At 60.8% G+C, this 19656-nt stretch carries 18 protein-coding genes; all 18 read right to left on the bottom strand.

From position 1 onward, the window contains the following. Complete coding sequence (gene hisS / locus Q4T40_07270; protein ID MDT8901032.1) at positions 1-1266, bottom strand: histidine--tRNA ligase; 1266 nt, start codon at positions 1264-1266, stop codon at positions 1-3. A 15-nt stretch (positions 1267-1281) separates the two neighbouring features. Next, a complete protein-coding gene (gene hemZ, locus Q4T40_07265; GenBank protein ID MDT8901031.1) occupies positions 1282-2793 on the bottom strand; it encodes a coproporphyrinogen dehydrogenase HemZ in 1512 nt (503 codons plus the stop codon). Continuing rightward, the gene (locus Q4T40_07260) at positions 2783-3232 is read right to left on the bottom strand and encodes a Fur family transcriptional regulator (GenBank protein MDT8901030.1); all 450 of its coding nucleotides are present in this window, start codon (positions 3230-3232) and stop codon (positions 2783-2785) included. Before Q4T40_07260 ends, hemZ begins: the two co-directional genes overlap by 11 nt. A 20-nt stretch (positions 3233-3252) precedes the next feature. Then, entirely contained in the window at positions 3253-4284 is a 1032-nt protein-coding gene (locus Q4T40_07255) for an AI-2E family transporter (protein MDT8901029.1), read from the bottom strand. A gap of 157 nt (positions 4285-4441) precedes the next feature. Continuing rightward, positions 4442-5065 (bottom strand): MBL fold metallo-hydrolase, encoded by a 624-nt coding sequence (locus tag Q4T40_07250; GenBank protein ID MDT8901028.1) that lies wholly within the window; start codon positions 5063-5065, stop codon positions 4442-4444. 14 nt (positions 5066-5079) lie between these two features. Further along, the gene (gene dtd, locus Q4T40_07245) at positions 5080-5529 is read right to left on the bottom strand and encodes a D-aminoacyl-tRNA deacylase (protein MDT8901027.1); all 450 of its coding nucleotides are present in this window, start codon (positions 5527-5529) and stop codon (positions 5080-5082) included. Then, a complete protein-coding gene (locus tag Q4T40_07240; GenBank protein MDT8901026.1) occupies positions 5526-7733 on the bottom strand; it encodes a bifunctional (p)ppGpp synthetase/guanosine-3',5'-bis(diphosphate) 3'-pyrophosphohydrolase in 2208 nt (735 codons plus the stop codon). The genes dtd and Q4T40_07240 overlap by 4 nt, the downstream gene beginning before the upstream one ends. A gap of 37 nt (positions 7734-7770) precedes the next feature. Beyond that, a complete protein-coding gene (recJ, locus tag Q4T40_07235; GenBank protein ID MDT8901025.1) occupies positions 7771-10284 on the bottom strand; it encodes a single-stranded-DNA-specific exonuclease RecJ in 2514 nt (837 codons plus the stop codon). A 39-nt stretch (positions 10285-10323) separates the two neighbouring features. After that, the gene (locus tag Q4T40_07230; GenBank protein MDT8901024.1) at positions 10324-10644 is read right to left on the bottom strand and encodes a LapA family protein; all 321 of its coding nucleotides are present in this window, start codon (positions 10642-10644) and stop codon (positions 10324-10326) included. 152 nt (positions 10645-10796) lie between these two features. Continuing rightward, the gene (locus tag Q4T40_07225) at positions 10797-12551 is read right to left on the bottom strand and encodes a VWA domain-containing protein (GenBank protein ID MDT8901023.1); all 1755 of its coding nucleotides are present in this window, start codon (positions 12549-12551) and stop codon (positions 10797-10799) included. Beyond that, positions 12544-13878: a magnesium chelatase gene (locus tag Q4T40_07220; GenBank protein MDT8901022.1), complete on the bottom strand. Its 1335-nt coding sequence runs from the start codon at positions 13876-13878 to the stop codon at positions 12544-12546. The genes Q4T40_07225 and Q4T40_07220 overlap by 8 nt, the downstream gene beginning before the upstream one ends. A gap of 149 nt (positions 13879-14027) precedes the next feature. After that, entirely contained in the window at positions 14028-14495 is a 468-nt protein-coding gene (locus Q4T40_07215; protein MDT8901021.1) for a DUF456 family protein, read from the bottom strand. A 36-nt stretch (positions 14496-14531) separates the two neighbouring features. Then, positions 14532-15548, bottom strand: coding sequence for a hypothetical protein (locus Q4T40_07210; protein ID MDT8901020.1), 1017 nt, complete (start codon positions 15546-15548; stop codon positions 14532-14534). Positions 15549-15679: 131 nt separating this feature from the next. Then, positions 15680-16588 (bottom strand): protein translocase subunit SecF, encoded by a 909-nt coding sequence (gene secF, locus Q4T40_07205; protein ID MDT8901019.1) that lies wholly within the window; start codon positions 16586-16588, stop codon positions 15680-15682. Positions 16589-16606: 18 nt separating this feature from the next. Beyond that, positions 16607-17812, bottom strand: coding sequence for a protein translocase subunit SecD (gene secD / locus Q4T40_07200; protein ID MDT8901018.1), 1206 nt, complete (start codon positions 17810-17812; stop codon positions 16607-16609). A 91-nt stretch (positions 17813-17903) separates the two neighbouring features. Continuing rightward, positions 17904-18569 (bottom strand): HD domain-containing protein, encoded by a 666-nt coding sequence (locus tag Q4T40_07195; protein MDT8901017.1) that lies wholly within the window; start codon positions 18567-18569, stop codon positions 17904-17906. Beyond that, complete coding sequence (locus Q4T40_07190) at positions 18529-18909, bottom strand: hypothetical protein (GenBank protein ID MDT8901016.1); 381 nt, start codon at positions 18907-18909, stop codon at positions 18529-18531. Before Q4T40_07190 ends, Q4T40_07195 begins: the two co-directional genes overlap by 41 nt. Positions 18910-18921: 12 nt before the next feature. Beyond that, positions 18922-19626, bottom strand: a complete 705-nt coding sequence (locus Q4T40_07185; protein MDT8901015.1) for a PP2C family protein-serine/threonine phosphatase — start codon at positions 19624-19626, stop codon at positions 18922-18924. Between the last annotated feature and the right edge of the window lie 30 nt (positions 19627-19656).

Genomic DNA, 19656 nt, shown 5'->3' with positions numbered 1-19656 from the left:
TTAATCCTCCATCTCCGCGCGTATCTTCTGTTCCACCTGACCGGCGTCGACAAGTTGCTGCTCGCCGGTCTGCATGTTCTTTAGCGCGACTTTGTTCTGGGCCGCCTCTTCTTCGCCGATGATGGCCACGAAGCGGGCCGGATAACGGTTGGCCTGTTTTAGCTGGGCCTTGAGGCCGCGCCCGAGGTAGTCCATCTCGCAGGCAAGGCCGGCCTTCCTGAGCTCGGCAGCCAATTTGAAAGCCTGCACGCGCGTCTTGTCGTCGAACGCCGCCACGAAAACGGCGATTCCCGTCTCGGTTGACGGCAGCAAGCCCTGCTTTTCCAAGGCCAGGATCACCCTCTCCAGACCGATGGCATAGCCGATGGCGGGGGTTGGGCTGCCGCCGATCTCCTCGATCAGCCCGTCGTAGCGGCCGCCGCCGCACACGGCGCTCTGGGCGCCCAGCGGCGGGTACTGGATTTCAAAGGCCGTCTTGGTGTAGTAGTCGAGGCCGCGCACCAACCGCGGGTTGAGCTGATAATCGACACCTGCGGCGGTCAGCACCGTCTGGAGGCCGGCGAAGTGGTCGCGGCACTCGTCGCACAGGCAGTCGGCCAGCCGGGGCGCGTCCTTGGAAAGCTGCTGGCACTTTTCGTTCTTGCAGTCGAGAATGCGCATCGGATTGCGGTCGAAACGGGAGCGGCAGTCCTCGCAGAACTCGCCGAGGCTCCCCCTCAAAGCATCCTGGATTTTGGCGCGGTAGACCGGGCGGCATTTGGGGCAGCCGACCGAATTGATAAACAGATTAAGATCCTTGAGGCCCAGCCGGGTGAAAAACTCGACCGCCGCCAGGATAATCTCGGCATCGACGATCGGGCCGGGGGAGCCGATCGCCTCAATGCCGAACTGGTGAAACTGGCGGAAACGGCCGGCCTGGGGCTTGTCATAGCGGAACATCGGGCCGATATAGTACAGCTTGGACGGCTGGCTTTCGCCGTAAAGCTTGTGTTCAAGGTAGGCGCGGACAGTGCCGGCGGTGTTCTCCGGCCGCAGGGTGATGCTCCGGCCGCCCTTGTCGGTGAAGGTGTACATTTCCTTCTGAACAATGTCGGTCGTCTCGCCGATGCCCCGCAGAAATAGCTCGGTATGCTCGAATACCGGCGTACGGATCTCGCGGTAGCCATAAGCCCGGCACACTTCGCGGGCCGTCCTCTCCACGTACTGCCAGTGGCTGCTGCTGTCCGGCATTATATCTTTCGTGCCCCGCGGCGCGGAAATCTCCATGTTGTCCTTTCCTCCTTAGCGGCTGAACAGCGCGGCGAGGAGTTCCTCCCGCCGCCGTATGTAGTGGTCGATGTTGGCGATATAGGTAGCGACGTCTTTGGGATTGTAGCAGCTGTCGAGGCGGTAGTCGGCGGCGACGGCCTTGGTGGCGGCCGCCGGTCCTACGCCGATGATCGTCTGCCGCTCCTCGATTATCTGGATGTTGTAGATGCATTCGGCGCCCGGGAGGGCGTAGCCCACGTTTTCCAGGTTGCCGGTCATATATTTCTGGCGGTAAAGGTAATAAGGTAACTGCCCCATGGCCCGGGCCCCATCGGCGGCGATGGCCATCATGGCGGCGGTGGTGCGCTCGTCCGGCAGCGCCACACCGTCGCAGCCGGCGGCAAGACGCGAGCCCCGCTTGATCGCCAAAGTGTGGACCGTGATGTTGTCGGGCGCCAGCGCGGCAATGTCCGCCATGGTCGCGGCCATATCCCGCTCTGTTTCTTCCGGCAGGCCGGCGATTATGTCCATGTTAATAATCGGGATGCCCGCAGAGCGTATTTTCCTAAACATTACTATTATATCGCGGACGGTATGGTTTCGTCCAATAAGTTTTAAGGTTTTTTCCTGCATCGTCTGCGGATTGACGCTTACCCGCGTAACCCCCGACGTAGCCATGGCAGAAACCTTGTTGTCGGTGATGCAGTCGGGGCGCCCGGCCTCAACCGTAAACTCGCGCGTGGCGGCGCTTACGAACGCTCCGCGCACCTTCTCTAGCAGCCGGGCGAAGTCGGCGTCGCCGAGGCTGGTCGGAGTGCCGCCGCCGATATACACCGTCTCGGCCGCCAGTCCCCGGCGGGCGATAAGATCAGCGGCGGCCGCGATATCGGTCTCCAGGGCACTTAAAAAAGCCGCCACCTTTGCATGGTCGGCAGGCAATACGTTAGCGGGAAAGGAACAGTACAGACACCGCGATGGGCAGTAGGGTACACCGACGTATACGCTCACCAGCCGCCGGCCTTCCCGGCCCGAATGCAGGAAGGGGCGCTGTCTAAGGCCGATCGCGGCGATAAGACGGGCCTTGTCCGGCTCGACGGCGTAGTCGGCCGCCAGCCGGTCGGCGGCTTGCCCGAGGCTGAGTCCGTTGTCCAGCAGGCGATGGACGATCTTTATCGGCCGCACGCCGCGGAGGATGCCCCAAGGACCCGGGTTGCGCCCGGTAATTAGCTTCAGGATAGCGAGCAGATTAAGGCGGACGAGTCGCTGGGCGGCCGCCGCCGCCTCCTCGTCCCCCTCCCTCGCCCGCCTGGTGTGGCAGCCCAGGGCACCGTCTTCGCGCCGGAAAAACACCTCGGTAACGACTGCCTTGTCCGCACCGCCTGTCACCGTGTTACGGATAAATACGGCGTCCGCGGGAAGAAGGGCGTCAATATCGCCGCCGGCCAAAACGCCGGCGGCGGGAATGGAGAACAGCGTGGCGGCGTCGGCCACCGCGCCCGCCAGACCGTCATCGGCAGCCGGCAAGTAATACCCGTTAACCTTCACGTCTCTTTTGGCACTCCTGACAATAGCCGTAGAATTTCAGCTGATGGTCGACGATGGCAAATTTGCTTCGTTTGGCGATCGCCGATTCCAGCGTCTCCAGCAAGTCGTCGCCGAATTCCTTCACCTTGCCGCAGCTGAGGCAAATAAGATGATGGTGGTGATGGGGGGTGCTCGTCTCGTTAATCTCATAGCGCTGCCGGCCATCGCCGAAATCGAGCCGCTGGACTATATCGAGCTCGTTGAACAGTTCCAGGGTGCGGTAAACGGTCGCCAGGCCGATTTCCGGCGACTGCTTGCGGACGATGGTATAAACGTCCTCGGCCGATAGGTGACGGTCGGGATGGTCCAGAAAAGCCTGAAGGATGGTCTGGCGCTGCGATGTCAGTTTGTACTGGCGGTCGCGGAACTTCTGCCTGAGCTCGGCCATGGTTATGCTCATAAGATCAACCCCTTCCCCCTTCACTCATACCGCCACAGATGCCTGTAGAGCACTTTCAGCAGCGCCGCCGCCGGGACCGCCAGGATCATGCCCACGACCCCCATGAGCTGGCCGCCGATAAGCAGACTGATAATGACCGTCACCGGGTGCAGATCGATCGACTTGCCCATTATCTTGGGAACGATGATGTGATTTTCGAGTTGGTGGATCACCAGGAAAAAGATGATAACCTTCGCCGCCAGTTCGGGAGTGGCGAGATAGGCCAGAAATACCGCCGGGGCGGCGCCGATAATCGGACCGACGATCGGGATAGTTTCGGTGAGCGCGGCCAGCAGCCCGAAAACGAGCGGATAGTCGACCCCAAGGAAGTACATGCCGACGAAGGCGAGAAAGCCCATCAAAACGCTGACGACGGCCTGCCCGCGAATATAGCCGCTTACCGTCGCCCCCATCTCCTCGATGATTACGCGGCCCCTGTCGCGCCAATCGGGCGGCAGTGCTTCGATCGCCGATGATTTGAGCGCGCGCCAGTCCTTGAGGAAATAATAAGTAAGCACCGGAACAACCACCAGTTCCACCACCTTGGACGCGAAGCCTACGGTGGCACCCAGGACGCGCCGTCCCAGCGTGACGGCGTAAGAGGCCGCGCTCGACAATATCTGGTCGATAATCAGCCTGATGTTGGCGGGCAGACTTATCGAGTTGGCCTGTTCCTCAAGCCGCCCGGTGAGCGCCTGGATTTTCTGAATCAGCGCAGGCAAATTGACGATCAGGCGGTTGAACTCGCTCACGAACGGGGAAAAGATAAAGCTTATCACCGCCGTCAGCACGCCGATGGCGACGGCGATAGCCAAAGCTACCGCCAGGCCGTGCGGCATAAGGAAACGGCTGCCGGCCCGCAGGCGCGCTAGGCGGCTGGCCAGCGGATTGATAATAAACGCGAACACAATGGCGAGGATAATCGGCAGGTATATTGGCGTGACCTTGCTTAGTAGATAGAAGGCCGCCAGTACAACGACTAACTTTAGCCAGATGAAGTACGGTTTGGACACAAGGAATCACTCCAAGCCGCTCTTTTTCGGGTGTCCGAAAAGCCCAACTGCGGCGATGCTCTTCGGATGCTGCGCTCGGCGTACGTGCGAAGCGCGCCTGCGCGCATCCTCTGGCCTTGCATTCGGGGTACCTTGGGCACCCGCATCTCCAAAATCGTTATTGGATAAAGGGATTCATCTTCCGCTCCCGACCGATGCTCGTCTCCGGCCCGTGGCCGGGATAAACTTTTACGCTGTCGTCGAGAATAAGGAGCTTTTCCTTGACGTTGTTGATCAGCTGGCTGTAAGAGCCGCCGGGGAAATCGGTACGGCCGATCGACTCGGCGAACAGTGTGTCGCCGCTGAACAGAACACCGTCGGTCTTCAGGCAGATGCAGCCCGGCGTATGGCCGGGAGTGTGAATGACGGCCAGTTCGAGGCCCTGGCCGACTTTTATGACGTCGCCTTCCTTGAGCAGGGTGTCGGCGGGGCCGCAGGACACGCTGCCGCCTATCCAGGCCGATAAATTGAGCTGCCCGCTTGTCAGCATATCGGCATCAGCCTCATGGATGAGGATGGGAGCGCCGGTCGCCTCTTTCAGGCGCATGTTACCGAGAACGTGATCGGCATGGCCATGGGTATTGATAATATACTTGACAGTAAGCTTCTCCTTCCCGACGACGCCGAGAATCTCCGCCACACTGCCGCCGGGATCGATTACCGCCGCTTCCCTGGTTTCCTCGGTGAATACGATGTAGCAGTTTGTGCCGAGGCTGCCGACTTCCAGTTTGACAATCTTCATGTTATTCCTCCTCCTTAAAACAGACGGCTGCTGTCTAACAGCATAGTAACCGGCCCATGGTTTTCAAGTTTAACGACCATGTCGGCCTGGAACTGGCCGCTCGCGGTTTTGATGCCGGCCTCCCGGCAGACGGCGATGAATCTTTCATACAGCTCCTGGGCGACGGCCGGCGGCGCGGCGGCGTCGAACCCAGGCCGCCGTCCTTTGCGGCAGTCGCCGTAAAGAGTGAACTGCGAAATGACCAGCAGTTCACCGCCCACATCGCGGAGAGATAGATTCATTTTACCCTGATCGTCGGGAAAAATGCGCAAATTTACAATTTTTTCCGCCAGGTAGCGGGCGTCCGTTTCACCGTCGCCGCCGCCGACGCCGAGAAATACTGTGAGGCCGCGGCCCGCGGCTCCTACCTGACGGCCGTCGACCGTCACCGACGCAGCGTCGGTGCGCTGCACGACCGCCCTCACGGCGCCCCTCCAGCTATCGGGGCGGCGCGCTGGACGCTGTAAACATCCTTGACCTTGCGCATCTTGTTCATTATATTCTCCAACTGGCTGAGGCTGCCAATCTCCAAACTGAGATAAATGGTGGCCAGCTTGTTCTTGTGGGTTTTGGCGTTGACCGAGCTGACGTTGATTTTGGCTTCGGACGTCATCATCAGTATCTCGGACAAGACTCCGGCGCGGTCGACGCAGGAGATCTCCACCGGCACGCGATAGAGGCTGTCGGGAACGATGTCCCATTCAACCTCGATCATCCGCTCGAATTCCTCGCGGCTGCCGAGGAGGTTGGGACAATCGGTGCGGTGCACGGACACGCCTCGGCCGCGGGTGATGTAGCCGACGATCTCGTCGCCCGGCACGGGGTTGCAGCAGCGGGCCAGCCGCACCATCACCCCGGCCTCGCCCTTGACGAGGATGCCGTGGCTCGACTTGCTCTTGGTCTTTTTCGGTTTTACCTCGGCGACGATCGTGGCTAGGTCGGCGGGGGCGGCGGACCGCTGTGCCTTGCGGTAAGCCTCGACAAGCTTGGTCATTACCCCCGGCAGCGATTGCCCGCCGTAGCCGAGGGCGGCCACCAGATCTTCCGCGCTGCCCCAGTTGAGCTTCCTGGCCAAATCCTCAAGCCGGTCGCTTTTAGTCAACTCGGATATTTCGTAACCCAGCCGCTTGCTCTCTCTTTCGAGCATTTCGCGGCCCTTGGCGATGTTCTCCTCGCGCTTTTCCTTCTTGAACCACTGGCGGATTTTGTTTTTCGTGTCCGAGGAGGCGACGATATTCAGCCAGTCGCGGCTGGGGCCGCCGGCCTGCTTGCTGGTGATGATCTCGACGATGTCGCCGTTGTTGAGCTTCGTCTCCAACGGCACCATCTTATTGTTGACCCGCGCACCGGTGCAGCGGTGGCCGACTTCGGTGTGGACGCGGTAGGCGAAATCGATGGGATTGGAGCCTGCCGGCAGATCGATGACGTCGCCCCGGGGAGTGAACACGAAGACTTCGTCGGTAAGGACATCGAGCCTGACGGTCTCCATGAATTCCCGCGGATCCCGCAGATCCTGCTGCCATTCGAGTAGCTGCCGCAGCCATGACAGCTTCTGTTCGTAATCCTTGTCGGCGCTTTTGCCGCCTTCCTTGTAGCGCCAGTGGGCGGCAATGCCGTATTCGGAGATACGGTGCATTTCCCAGGTCCTGATCTGGATTTCCAGCGGCTGCCCTGAAGGGCCGATGACGGTGGTATGCAGCGACTGGTAGAGGTTGGATTTGGGCATGGCGATGAAATCCTTGAACCGGTACGGCAGAGGCTTCCAAAGGGTATGGACGATGCCGAGGGCGCCGTAGCAGTCCTTGACGTTGTCGACGACGACGCGGACCGCCGACAGGTCGTATATTTCGCCGAGGTCTTTATGATCTTTCTGCATCTTTTTGAAGATGCTGTAAAAGTTCTTCGGCCGTCCCTGGATCTCGGCCTTGATCCCCATCGCTTCCAGGCGCTCGCGCAACAGCACGACAGCCTCGCCGATCATCTCCTCGCGTTCGGCCCGCTTCTGCTTGACTTCGTCGACAAGCTTGTAATAGTTATCCGGTTCAAGATAGCGGAAAGCCAGGTCCTCAAGCTCCCATTTGACGCGGAAAATACCCAGCCGGTGAGCCAGGGGGGCAAATATCTCCAGCGTCTCCCGGGCCGTTTCCCGCTGCTTCTCGGTCGGCATGAACTTAAGTGTCCGCATATTGTGCAGACGGTCGGCGAGTTTTATCAGCACCACGCGGATGTCCTTGGCCATAGCCAGGAACATCTTGCGGTAGTTTTCAAGTTGCTGTTCTTCCTTGGATTTGTACTCGATGCGACTCAGCTTGGTGACTCCGTCGACCAGCATGGCCACTTCCTTGCCGAACTGCTTTTCCAGCTCCTCGGCTGTCACCACGGTATCCTCGACGACATCGTGGAGAAGGGCGGCGCTGATGGTGACGGCGTCGAGCTGGAGGTCGGCAAGGATTTTAGCGACCCCCAGAGGATGGGAGATATATTCCTCCCCAGAGACCCGTTTCTGCCCCTCGTGGGCGGCCTGGGCGAAGCGATACGCCCGTTCGACCGGCGCAGCCGCTTCTTCCGGCAGATATGTCTTGATTTGGCCGATCAGATCCCTGATGCCGACCGCCGGTTCACTGCTCAAGAGTACACCTCCTCCCCGACACGTTGCTTGCTATAGATTATTCCCCGTCTGTCGCCAACTTCCACAGCTCCGTCAGCGGCGAGCCGAGCAGGCGGGCGACGAATGCGGCGTATTCCCGCCTGGCGGCGACCCCGGCGCGAAACGCGGCCGAGCATTCCAGGTCCAGCTTCCGATCCGGTACAGGCGACATAACAATCTTGCCCGCATTAGTACCATCGTACCGTGCCAGGCCTATTTCGGCAAGCACGGCTACACAGGCCTCAACCCCCGCCGGACTCGCGACCCTGCCGCTCCTCGCGGCGACGGCGCGGCCCAGCAGTCGCGGCGGCAAGCTTACGCGGCCATCCGGTCCGGCGGTCTCCCGCAGGGTAAGGTATACCCACCCGACCTGCTTGCGGTCTGGGAACAGTTCTTCCACCAAGGCACCTGAATCACGCCGGTCGGCGGCGCCATAGGCGAAATGCAGCCCGACCGGCCCGCTCTGGGCGGCGGCCAGACGGCAATAAGCGCCGAGCACCGCCTTCGTCAGCGGCGGCTTATAAAAGATTATGTCGGCGATACCGTCGTCTTCGCCGCCGTAATCCCCGGCCGCCACCAGCACCTGCAACCCGCCGGCTGCGAACCGGCGGCGCAGCCGCCCTTCACGGCCGGCTCCCATAGCCGGATGCCAGCAGCCCACGCCCGCGACGGCCGCCGACAGCCTGCTAAGCCTGCGGGCGAGCAACACCGCTTCGCGGCGGTCGTTTACCACTACCAATGTCTTCAAACTGTCCGGCAAAACCTTCGCCAGGTAAGCCTCCTTATCCTCACCGCGGGCGTCGATCAGCCTCACCTGCTCGGGCGCCGTCGGCCGCACGCGGACATCATTAGCTTTGAGCTGAATGGTGCGCTGCCCCCGCCATTCATTGAACTCGGGCACAAAGGCCAGGTCGATGGTCGCGTCGCCGTCGAGGCGGGCGGCAAGTCCACCCAAATCCCAGCCGATAACATCTCCGTTGACACGCTCCCGCCTGACCCTGAGCTTAAGGTGACGCCCCTCCTGCCCCACCGGCCGCACCTCCGTAACCGCAAGCTCCTCGCAGACGAAGACCGGGCTGGGATTGCCCGTCCCATGAGGGGCAAGGGCGGCCAACTGCTGCAGAAATGCGGCGTCGATCTCGGACAAAGCGACGCAGGCATCAATATCAAGCACCGGTTGATAATCGGCGGCGGTTAGAGTCGCCGCGGCGATATCAGAGAGCCTGTCCCTTAAAGCGTCAATATTAGCGGCCTCGATGGTGAGACCGGCCGCGAACTGATGACCGCCGAACTGAACGAGCAGATCGGCGCACTGTTCGAGGGCGCGGTAAATATCGAAACCGGGGATGCTGCGGCACGAACCCTTGCCAATCCCGTCACGGACGCTGATCATGACAACCGGGCGATAGTACCTATCCACCAGGCGTGAGGCCACAATGCCGATAACCCCGGAATGCCAGTTTTCGCCCGCCAGCACCAGCACCTTCTGCGCGGCGGGATCTGCGCCGGCCAGCACGCCTTCCGCCGCGGCCAGCAACTCCTTCTCCACCGCCTGGCGGCGGCTGTTCTCGGCGTCGAGCTCGGTAGCCAGCTCAGCCGCCCGGGCGCTGTCGTCAGTGATCAGCAGTTCCACCCCGGCCGCCGCGTGACCCAGGCGTCCTGCCGCGTTCAGGCGCGGCGCGATGCCGAATCCCACCCTGCCGGTATCCATTTTATCAGCCGGCAAACCGGCGACTGACATAATCGCCCGGAGGCCCACATTGGCCGTTACGGCCAGTTGGGACAGCCCCAGCTTTACCAGCACGCGATTCTCACCCGTCAGAGGCACGATATCGGCGACCGTACCGACCGCCACAAGGTCGAGATAACCGTCTAGCCCGGCCTCGTCGTCCTTATAACGCCGCCAGAGCCCCTGACAAAGCTTGAAGGCCACCCCCACCCCGGCCAAGTTCTTCTCAGGGTAAGGGCACCCTCTCTGTTTGGGATTAAGAACGGCGAGGGCCGGCGGCAAAACCTCCGGCGGCTGGTGATGGTCGGTGACGATGATATCCATTCTGCCGGCCAGCGCCGCCACCTCGGCTGCCGCGCTGATGCCGCAATCCACCGTGACCAAGAGCCTGGTGCCCGACTGGTACAACATCTCCAACGCCGTAGCGTTAAGGCCGTAACCCTCGTTCTGGCGTTCGGGAATATAATAATCCACCGCACCCCCCAGCCGCGTCAGTACGCGGTAAAGCAGCGCCGTGGCCGTCACCCCGTCCACATCGTAATCGCCGTAAACCGTTATCTTCTCGCCAGCGTCGACAGCAGCCCTTATCCGTACGACCGCCGCCTCCATTCCCAGCATGAGAAACGGATCAGGCAGCGTCTCGCGGCCGCCGCGCAAAAACAACCGGGCCTCGGCTTCATCGCTGATACCGCGGTTCACGAGCACCTGGGCGACCACCGGCGACACGCCGAGATTGCGCGCCAAACGCGCGGCCAACTCGTCGCGCGCCGGCACGACCCGCCATATCTTTCCTGGTTTCGCCATACTTCCTCCAACCGCACCGCCCGTTACGGCGGTAAACCGCTACATACCGCCCTTGCCTTCTCCTTCGGCCGACTCCTTGCCCGACTCCCGGTCCAGCCGTTCCTGCAGCGTTTTCGCCTCTGCCTCCAGTTCCCCCTGGCGATGCAGCGCCTTCGTTAAATCCCACCGAGCCCTGACCTGCATGGGTACAGCCAGCGAAACCACGGCCAGCGCCCCGAAGATCGCCGCCCCGAGGATAACAAGGACGAGTGAAGTCTGAAAACTCCAGGCAAGAAAAGCAACCGTAACCGGGAGGGAGTTCTGGATGGCAAACACTGCTACAAGTAAAGCAAAAACAAGCGCCAGTACCAAAGATAGCATTATTCCACCACCCCAGGTAAATTTACTTAGGTTCTATATTCTCGCCAACCAATGATAATACCTTTCAGTAGCGGAAAAAACAATAACGCGGGCCGCCCCGCGTTATCCCCCTTAAAATGCGCCGTAAGCGGCGCGGGCTGCCGACAGGCGCGTCACAGGACGCGACCCGCGCGTTCGCACCATGCCGCATTCACCATCGCATGCTTTTCGAGCTCCTCCATAACATACAGACTGCCCCCGGCCCGCTCGGCCAGCTGCGCGAGAAAGCTGCGGTGCGGTTTCAGGCCTATACAGGCAAAACCGTAGCCGGATTGCCTGATCGCTGCCGCCGCCTCCAAAGAATCGGCAAGCGGATCGCGGGAGTGATCAGCCACCGTAGGAATACCGTCGGTGATAAGAATAATCAACGGGTTACGCACATTGGCATCATGCAAGTAAGCGAGGCAAGCGGTCAGAGCGCCCGCCAGAGGCGTCGAACCGTAGGACCTGATCCCCCTCAGGCTATTCTCGACAAGCTGCCAATCGCGCGTCAGCGGCAGAACGAGCTTGGCCGAATCCTCCTGGAAAGCGATGATCGATAGGCGGTCCGGCGTGGAAAGCAATAAGTGCCTGGCCAAAAACTTCGCCGCCCTGAGGCGCTGCCCGGTCATACTGGCGCTGGCATCGACCACCAGGCAAAGCTCGGCCTTCTGCCGCCGTTTCCGCACAAATTCCCGCAAATCCTCGGCGCTTATTTCCAGACCGCCGCCGACCGTTTCAACACTCCTTCTGGCCGCGGCGTTAACCGTCTCCGCCACGGCCAGCTCACCTGCCGGAGCACTCCCGTCGCGCATTTTAAGCTGCCTCGGCCCGATACCTCCCTGACCCTCCGCCAGCAGTTTGCTCCGCCCCGGGCGCCACGCCGGCGGCCTGAAGAGCCTGAAAGCCCGGCGCAAATAAGCCTCGATTTCCGGCAGGTGCCTATCGAGATAAACCTTAAAGCCTTTTCCGTATTCGGTTAGACGGACCTTCCCGCCCTCGACGGTCACAATTCCCTGGTGTTCGAGCCGCCGGAGCGCCTGTTCGCCGCTCCCCCGGCGCGCCAGCGACTGCAGCAGTTTCTGTTCCCCCGCCCCACCGTCCGCCTCCTCGAGAATATCCCTTACATCCTGCACGGTATCGAATTCTTCGATCAGATCGGTGGCATCCTGAAGATACTGGTGCCGCTGCGCAGCAGCCGATGCGGCGCCCCCCTTCTGACGCAAAAAAGAGTCCGACTGGTCACAGTAGGGAGAAAGGTCGCCGTTGCCGCCACCCCGGCCGTAAACGATCCTCTCATTGCGCCGCAGTTCAAGTCCCGCGGCCCGGATGGCGTCCTCCGCCGCCAGAACGAGGTAAAACAGGCTGGCGGCATGGTCGCCGGGCAGCATAGCCGTGATATGCACGTGGTTCTCGTGGGCCCGCCGCAGGGAAAGCTTCTGGCCGTAGCTCAGGCTCCCGGTTATTCGGCCGCCGCCGGTCCCGGTCTGTACATCCACGAGATCGGCGCTGACCGCGTAGCTGCCTGCCTTGAACCCCAAATGATGGCTGGCGTAAATATGGCTATGAAAACCGTACACCTCGATCGCCTGACGCAGCCTGGACGCCACCTGACGATGATCGACCCGGCCGCATTGGTGGAAAACATCGAGATGAAAAACTTCGTCGGCGTTTTGCCGGTTGTAGAAAGCCTTTCCGGCGTCGACATTCGTCAGGATGGTAACCGTTTCCGGTTTTGCCGCATCGACGGTATGCATCTTGCGGCTTGCCACCGTACTCTGGCCGATCCTCGCCCCCTTGTTGTCCCTGAACAGCGTCTGCAAAAGAGCTGCCGGACCGTCGAGCTCGGTGAAAAAGCCGGCGTTGTAATCAAGTTTCGCCTCAGACATGGCTGTTGCTGTCCTCGCCGCCTACGTATTTATCCGCCGGCAACTCGCTCAAAGGCACAGCGGCGCAGGGTGGGGCGACGATAACGGCATGCGTCGGGTCGGCGATACCGCTTGCCGTGGACGCCGCCCCCCCACCCGTCGTTCCCTGGGCGGCGCCGCTGCCTTCCGCAGCTTCCCGCTTCGGACGGCCTGCAGCCAGCCGACGCCTAAATTCTTCCCACCACCTTCCCCATCTGGAAGTCGCACCGCCGGCCTCCGTGGGCTCAGTCCGCGCTTTAGCCTGCGGTTTGCCGGGTTCAACAGCCTCGATCGCGGCCTCCCGCTTGCCGTCGAGCGCCTGAAGGTATTTAAGAATACCGGCGAGTGTGGCGTTATCGGTGCGGTGTCCGAGCACCAGCGGCGCCACAAGCGCCACATCCTCTGTCAGAACCTTGCGCCGGCCGGCTTGAATAGCCGCCAGGCGGGCGGCGGTCTCCAATCCCTCGATCGCCCGCAGGCTTTCCAGATTGAAATCGATATATATTGACGCCAACACTGTTCGCAGTTCATCGCCAACTTCCGCGCCCCGGAAGTCCCCCAGCCTGAAACCGGCCGCACCCGCCACCTGGGACGCCTCTCCCTCCCGCTTTGCCAGCATCGCCGTCACCGCGCGATATTCGCTCGGCCGGCCCATATTCACCACCAGATCGAACCTGTCGGCCAGTTGCCTTCGCACCTGGGCGAGCGCCCCCGGCTCCTCGTCAGGGTTTGACGCCGCCCACACCGTCACCTCCACCGGCATCTCCACGACCGGCAGGCCCGTTTCCTCGACTTGCACCCGACCGGGCTTCGTACCCATCACGTCGAGGAGGACATCGACCAACTCCGGCCCAGTGTCAGCCAGGCGATTGACTTCATCGATAAAAACGACCCCGCGGTGAGCCTGGAGAATCGTTCCGGGCAGCAGGGCGGCAGCCGGCCGGCGGCGGTCGACAAGCCTGGCCAAGTCGATGCTGCCGAGCACCGTGCCGACTTTCGCCGACTGGGATATTTCCAAAAACGGGCAGGGCACTATCTCCCGGCCGATCCGTTCGATGGCCGCCGCGTCCAGCCCTTTGTGCTCCGGGCAATGCGGCCACGCCGGGTGGCAGTTGTAGACGCAGCCCCGCACGCGGACGATCGGCGGCAATTGACTGGCCGCGGCCCTCAGGATGGTCGTCTTGCCCGTCCCGCGCAGGCCCTCGGCATGAAGGTGGAAGGGATGACGGCTAGTCAGCGCCGCCGCCGACAGCTCTACCGCCCGGAAAAGATCATTGTTGCCGTTGTGACGGACCAACCTGTTGTACATTATTCTCGCCCCCCGCCTGTTTGTAGTATTGTACCCCGCGGACCCCGGCCCTACCCGGAGCAGGGCACGAAAATCGGCGGCCCGCGATTGCGGGCCGCCGGTCCTTTTACCAAGCCGGACGCCACCTTGGCTATAGCGGGCCGTAATAATCACCCCATAATATAAACAAGCACGAGCACAACCATCAGCAGCCCGCATCCGAAGCGCAGCGTCGCCACAGCCGCCAGGCGCAATAGCACGCGCGCCACCACATCCCAGCGGGGCGCCAGCGTTTTACCGGCAAAAAACTCCCACGCCAGCAGACCGAGAACAGGACCGAGCAAAGCGTCGGCAGCCAGGATACCGCCGATATTGCCGACCGAACTGCTCACACAGAAGACCCGCGACAACGAGTAGCGGCGGGTAAGAAAAATCCGCAGCAGCCGGCCTCCCACCTCGGCGGTGAACGACAGCACGACAAGCGCCGCCATGATCCACGGAGGCGCGGTCGCGCCGGCCACCCACAGGTAAACGATGGCGGCGCCCAGGATAAACAGCGTGCCCGGCAGACGGGGCATTAGGGTTAACGTAAGGCCGGCAAGCATCCCGAGGATGACGGCGATTTTCAGTACCAACAATTCCAGGGCCCCTCTTTTGCGGCGTGTTTAACTAGATTATTGCTGATTGACCCCGTTTTTATGTACCTTATAGGCCGTGTAACCGATAAAGAGACTCGTAGCTCCCGCCATCCACGCCATAATCGTCAGCATCGCGCCGTAGGAGAGGAAGGTTGCCAGGTAAACGACGAACGCCGCCGCCGCCACCGCTGAACGGGTGGCTATTCCGGTACAGCAGGCAAGGTGGCGACCGTTCACCACCATTGCGGGAACCATCGTCGTGACAAAGGTGCACAACAGCACGCCGGCAAAAATCCGCCCGCCCGCAGGGCCGAAAACGCATGCGGCCGCGGCTGTCAGCGACATCGGTCCGGCTACGCCTGCGGCGATCACGATATAGACCATGGCGACTGTCAGCACACCTTCGAGAAGTTTGGCGGCCACTGTAAGCCATACGGCCCGGCCGCCCCGCCGGGCCAGGCAGGCGGCCGTTTCCGCGGCCAACGCGGGACGCATCCCTCCCGCGTTGTAGCCCAATAGCGCCATGGCCAGCGGCCAGTCAATTTCCGTCATCGGCAACGGGTTCAGCAGCGGTGCATACCCACCGGATAACACAAAGAGAAGGATAACCGCCGGCACCAGTAGCAGGGAACAATAATTGGCAAATATCAGCAACTCCGGCAAGTAACCGGCAGCCATCAGGGCAAAAAACGCCAGACATAAAGGCGTTGCCGCCGTAAGCGGCAGCCCTGTCAGGTCGCGCACCAGCAGGGCGGCGAAATATCCCCCCGTAAGGGCGCTTGCCGGAATAGAAATGCCCAGGGTAATTGCGCCAAATAACCTTTTGCCAGATGCCCCGAACAGCCGGCGGACGACGACAGCCAACTCTACACCGGCGCGGGCCCCTATCCAGGCGGCGAGACCCGTCAGCCCGGCACCGAATACGAGGTAAGCCAGCACGACCGTCAGACATATCCCCGCGCCCGCCCGGGCGGCTGCGTCCGGGACCACGCCGGCGTTGTCGCCGGCAATATGGACAATCGCCAGAGACAGCGCCGGCAGTAGCATCCACATAGCCTCACCACCTTTTGCTCCTAATATGATATTGCCTTACCCTCCGCTTGGTGCAACGGCGGCCGCCTATTACGCCGCCCCCGACACAAAAAGAAAAAGCCCGGGAAATCCCGGGCTAAGTGGCGTACCAGTTATTTTGAACCTTTTATCTTGGTCTCGACGCGGTGGCGCTCGGACATCTCTTTCAGCGTCACCCATATCGGGCTGGCGTTGCAAACCGAGGAGTACGCACCGCTGACAAAGCCGACGGTCAGTGCGAGGGCAAAATTCCTGGTCGTCTCGCCGCCGAAGAAATACAGCGCCAGCGAACAGAACAGCACGGTCACAACGGTGTAGATCGAACGGGTCATCGTCTGCCAGATGCTGCGGTTGACGAGATCCTGGAAGCTCTCCGACTTGCGGTGGGACTTAAGGTTCTCGCGGATGCGGTCGAAAATGACGATGGTATCATTAATCGAGTAGCCGACAATAGTCAGCATTGCCGCCACGAACGCGGCATCCACCTCCAGCCGGAACAGGGAAAAAATGCCCAGCACGACGACAACGTCGTGGATAAGGGCGATGATGGCCGAAATGCCGAACTTGAACTCGAACCGGAAAGAGATATAGGCGATTATCAGCAGCCAGGAAACAACCAGGGCAATGACCGCCTGCTTGGTCAGTTCGGACCCGATAACGGCGCCCACTTTTTCGATGCGGAGCACTTCAAAAGCCCCGACCTTCTGTTTCAGGCCGTTCAGAACGGCAGTCCGCTCATTCTCTTCCAGCACGTGCGTGCGGATGAAAACACTGTTCGCGGTCTCGCCCTGCGCGCCGGTCGCCAACTGGATGGTGCTTCCCTCAAGGTTGTAATCCTTCATGACGTCGCGTACCTGGGCCACGGAAACCGGCTGGGCGAACTTGAGATCAAGAAGCGTGCCGCCCGTAAAATCGATGCCGAGATTGAACCCTTGGATGGCCATGGAAATGAGGCCGGGGAGCATGAAGAGAGCGGATAGCGCGAACCACCAGTAGCGTTTGCCGATAAAATCGAATTTCACTGTCATCTTCCCCACCCCCTAAGCCCCGAATGTTTTGCCGCTCTTGAACAGGTTGGCGTTCATCAGCGACTTGAGCAGATATTTGGTGACCGTTATGGCCGTGAACATGCTGAGCAGAATGCCCAGGCCGAGGGTGATGGCGAAGCCCTTGATCGGACCGGAGCCGAGGAAGAAGAGGATGGCGGCCGCCAGCAGGGTAGTAACGTTGGAGTCGACGATAGTCAACAGTGCCCGGTTGAAACCGGCGTCCATGGCGGCCCGCAATGTCTTGCCGCCGCGGTATTCTTCCTTGAATCGTTCGAAAATAAGCACGTTGGCGTCAACAGCCATGCCCATCGACAGAATGATGCCGGCGATGCCGGGAAGCGTCAACGTAGCGTTGAGCATCTTGAGAGCGACAAGCAGCAGCAGGACGTACAGCATCAAAGTGATGTTGGCGACCACACCCGCCAGTCGGTAGAAAAGAATCATGAACACGACGATGGCGGCAATACTGATCATAAAGGCGACCTTGCTCTTGTCTTTGGAATCCTGGCCAAGGGTCGGACCGACTGTGCGCGTCTCGATGATGTTCATCTTGACCGGCAATGCGCCGGAACGGAGGAGAATAGCGAGGTTCTGCGCCTCTTCTATGGTGCGCTGGCCGGTGATGACCGCCTTGCCGCTGGGAATGGCCTCCTGGACGACAGGATTGGTGAGAACCTGATTGTCAAGGGTGATGGCGATATGCTTGCCGACGTTTTTGGCTGTCAGGTCGGCGAATAGCTTGCCGCCCTCGTCGGTGAACTCGATGGCGACATCGTTGCGGCTGCCCTGAGTTATCTGGGCCTTGGCGTCCTTGAGATCCTTGCCGGTGAGGACGGTTGTCCCGGCTTCATTTTTGAACTCGAGTAGCGCCGTTTTGCCGATCAAAGAGATAGCTCCCTCGGGATCCTTGACCCCCGGCAGCTCGATAATGATGCGGCGCTCGCCCTGACGCTGGATGATCGGCTCGGTGAGACCGAGCTCGTTGACGCGCCGCTCCATCACCTTCATAACCCGTTGCATGGCGTCTTCGTTAACCTGAGCGTCCGGCGTATCGACCGCCTCCATCACGACATGCGTTCCGCCCTGCAGGTCGAGGCCTTGTTTCACGGATGTCACCAGAGGCGAGATGTAGAAGCCGAAAACAAGTAAAATGGCCAATACGACCACCGTGAAGGTGGTCAGATTACCCCATCTCAAGGATTTTTCCCCCTATCATGTTCTTTTGCACAAATTTAATTATATCTTCACGGCCTGTCCGCTGTCAATGAATCCAGTGAGGCAAAGGACTCTAGAGCAGTCTGTTGCCGTTGATGACCAATCCGAACCGAGAACTTAAAAAATCGGCCGCCCGCCGGCACATGACCATGCGGGCCAGGAAAATTTCGAAATACTCCATAACCGGGCAGATGGCCGTGTCGATGGCCAGTTCCAGGGTGATCTCGCCTGCTTCCCGGTCGATGTTGAGGCGGCTGTCCTCGGCCGCGTAGTTGACTCTGTCGTGGATTTCGAATTTGGCGAAATCGGTGTGGGTCACCCGCGAACGGTGAACGTCCGACTTATCGGCGATGATGAGGGCCGACGCCACATGGTTGATGGCGTTGCCACGTTCCTCCTCATGGTTGCCGATCGCCGAAACGACAAGGGCGATTTCCTCCGGCGCCATGCCGAAGCGGCTGAGGATGCCGTAAGCCATCACCGCCCCCGTACCGCCGTGGTTATAACGGTTGACGAGGTTGGCGATGTCGTGGAGGTACCCGGCGATAGCGGCAAGTTCGCAGTCGCGCTCCCCGTAACCGAGTTCGGCGAGAATGCGGCGGGCCCGCTCGGAAACGAGCGTGGCGTGCCGCCCGCCGTGCTCGGTGAACCCGAGCCGGCACAGATACTCGGTGCTGCAGGCCAGATAGACCCCGACCTCATGGTCTTGCTTCAGATCCGCTACCGTTATCGCTGCCATTATCCGCTCTCCCCGCAATATGGTCCAAAACCCGGCCAACTACTTCTTCCCGCGACAGTGGATCGGTCTGGATGTGTAAAGTGGCATGTTCCCTGGCGTCCCGCAGGCGTTCGCGCTGCGCGGCCAATCTCTCTTCCCCCCAGGGCACGGCGCGCCGCCGGCGGATAACCGGCAGCGACGCGTCGAGCATCACCACCACATCGGGATTCTTCTTACGCCACAACGACTTTATCCCCGAGTGTTCCTGGGCGACGTTGTGGGCGTCGAAGCCCAACTCCTGCAGGCGGTTGACCAGGGTCGTCTTGCCGCTGGCGCACGGCCCTACCACGACAATCCGCATCTTATCACCCGCTCAGTATGGAAATGAGACGCTGAACCGCTGAATCCTATGGGTCGAATCACGGTCGGAAACGCCCATGACCACGACAGTCATGTCGTCGCCGGGGCGGTAATCGTCAAGCGTCAGGGCATATTCCAGAATGTTTTCGGCGATAAACTCCACATCGCCGGGACCGTTGTCTTCGAGAAGCCTGAGAATACGGCCATGATCGACGGCATTGCCGCGCTTGCGGCCGGCCGCCTGGATACCGTCGGTATAAGATACCAGAATTGTGCCCACTTCGAGGGGGACTTGATTCATCAGCGGCTTCATATATTTGTGCACACCGATAGAAGGAACATCTTCGTCATAAACGGTTATGCCGAATTCGGTCTTCACCAGCACCGGGCAGTTGGAGTTGCGGGAAAACAGCAGCGTCTGGGCGTCGTAATCGGCGCTGAGAATGGTGAGGGTGGACGATACCCTCCCGTCCTTCATGGCGTACAGGTAGTCGTGGACCGTTCTGGCCACCGCCCCGTCCCTCACTCCCTCGGCAATCAGGGATGCCGCCCGGTTGACCACAAGGCTGCTCGTCTGCTTGGCCGCCTTGCCGCTGCCCTGTCCGTCAGCCAAAATGGCAGAAATACCACCCCGTGGTCGTTCTGCCACCTCGAAACTGTCGCCGCATTCGGCGACCGCGTATTTATTGGCTTTAGCGATACCGATCCGAATCTCCATGGTGCAACCCCCGCAAGACGGACGCCGCGG

This window comes from Selenomonadales bacterium 4137-cl (assembly GCA_032334055.1).
In the GTDB taxonomy this organism is placed as follows: domain Bacteria; phylum Bacillota; class Negativicutes; order Sporomusales; family UBA7701; genus Anaeroselena; species Anaeroselena agilis.
This window is presented reverse-complemented; position numbering and strand designations above follow the sequence as displayed.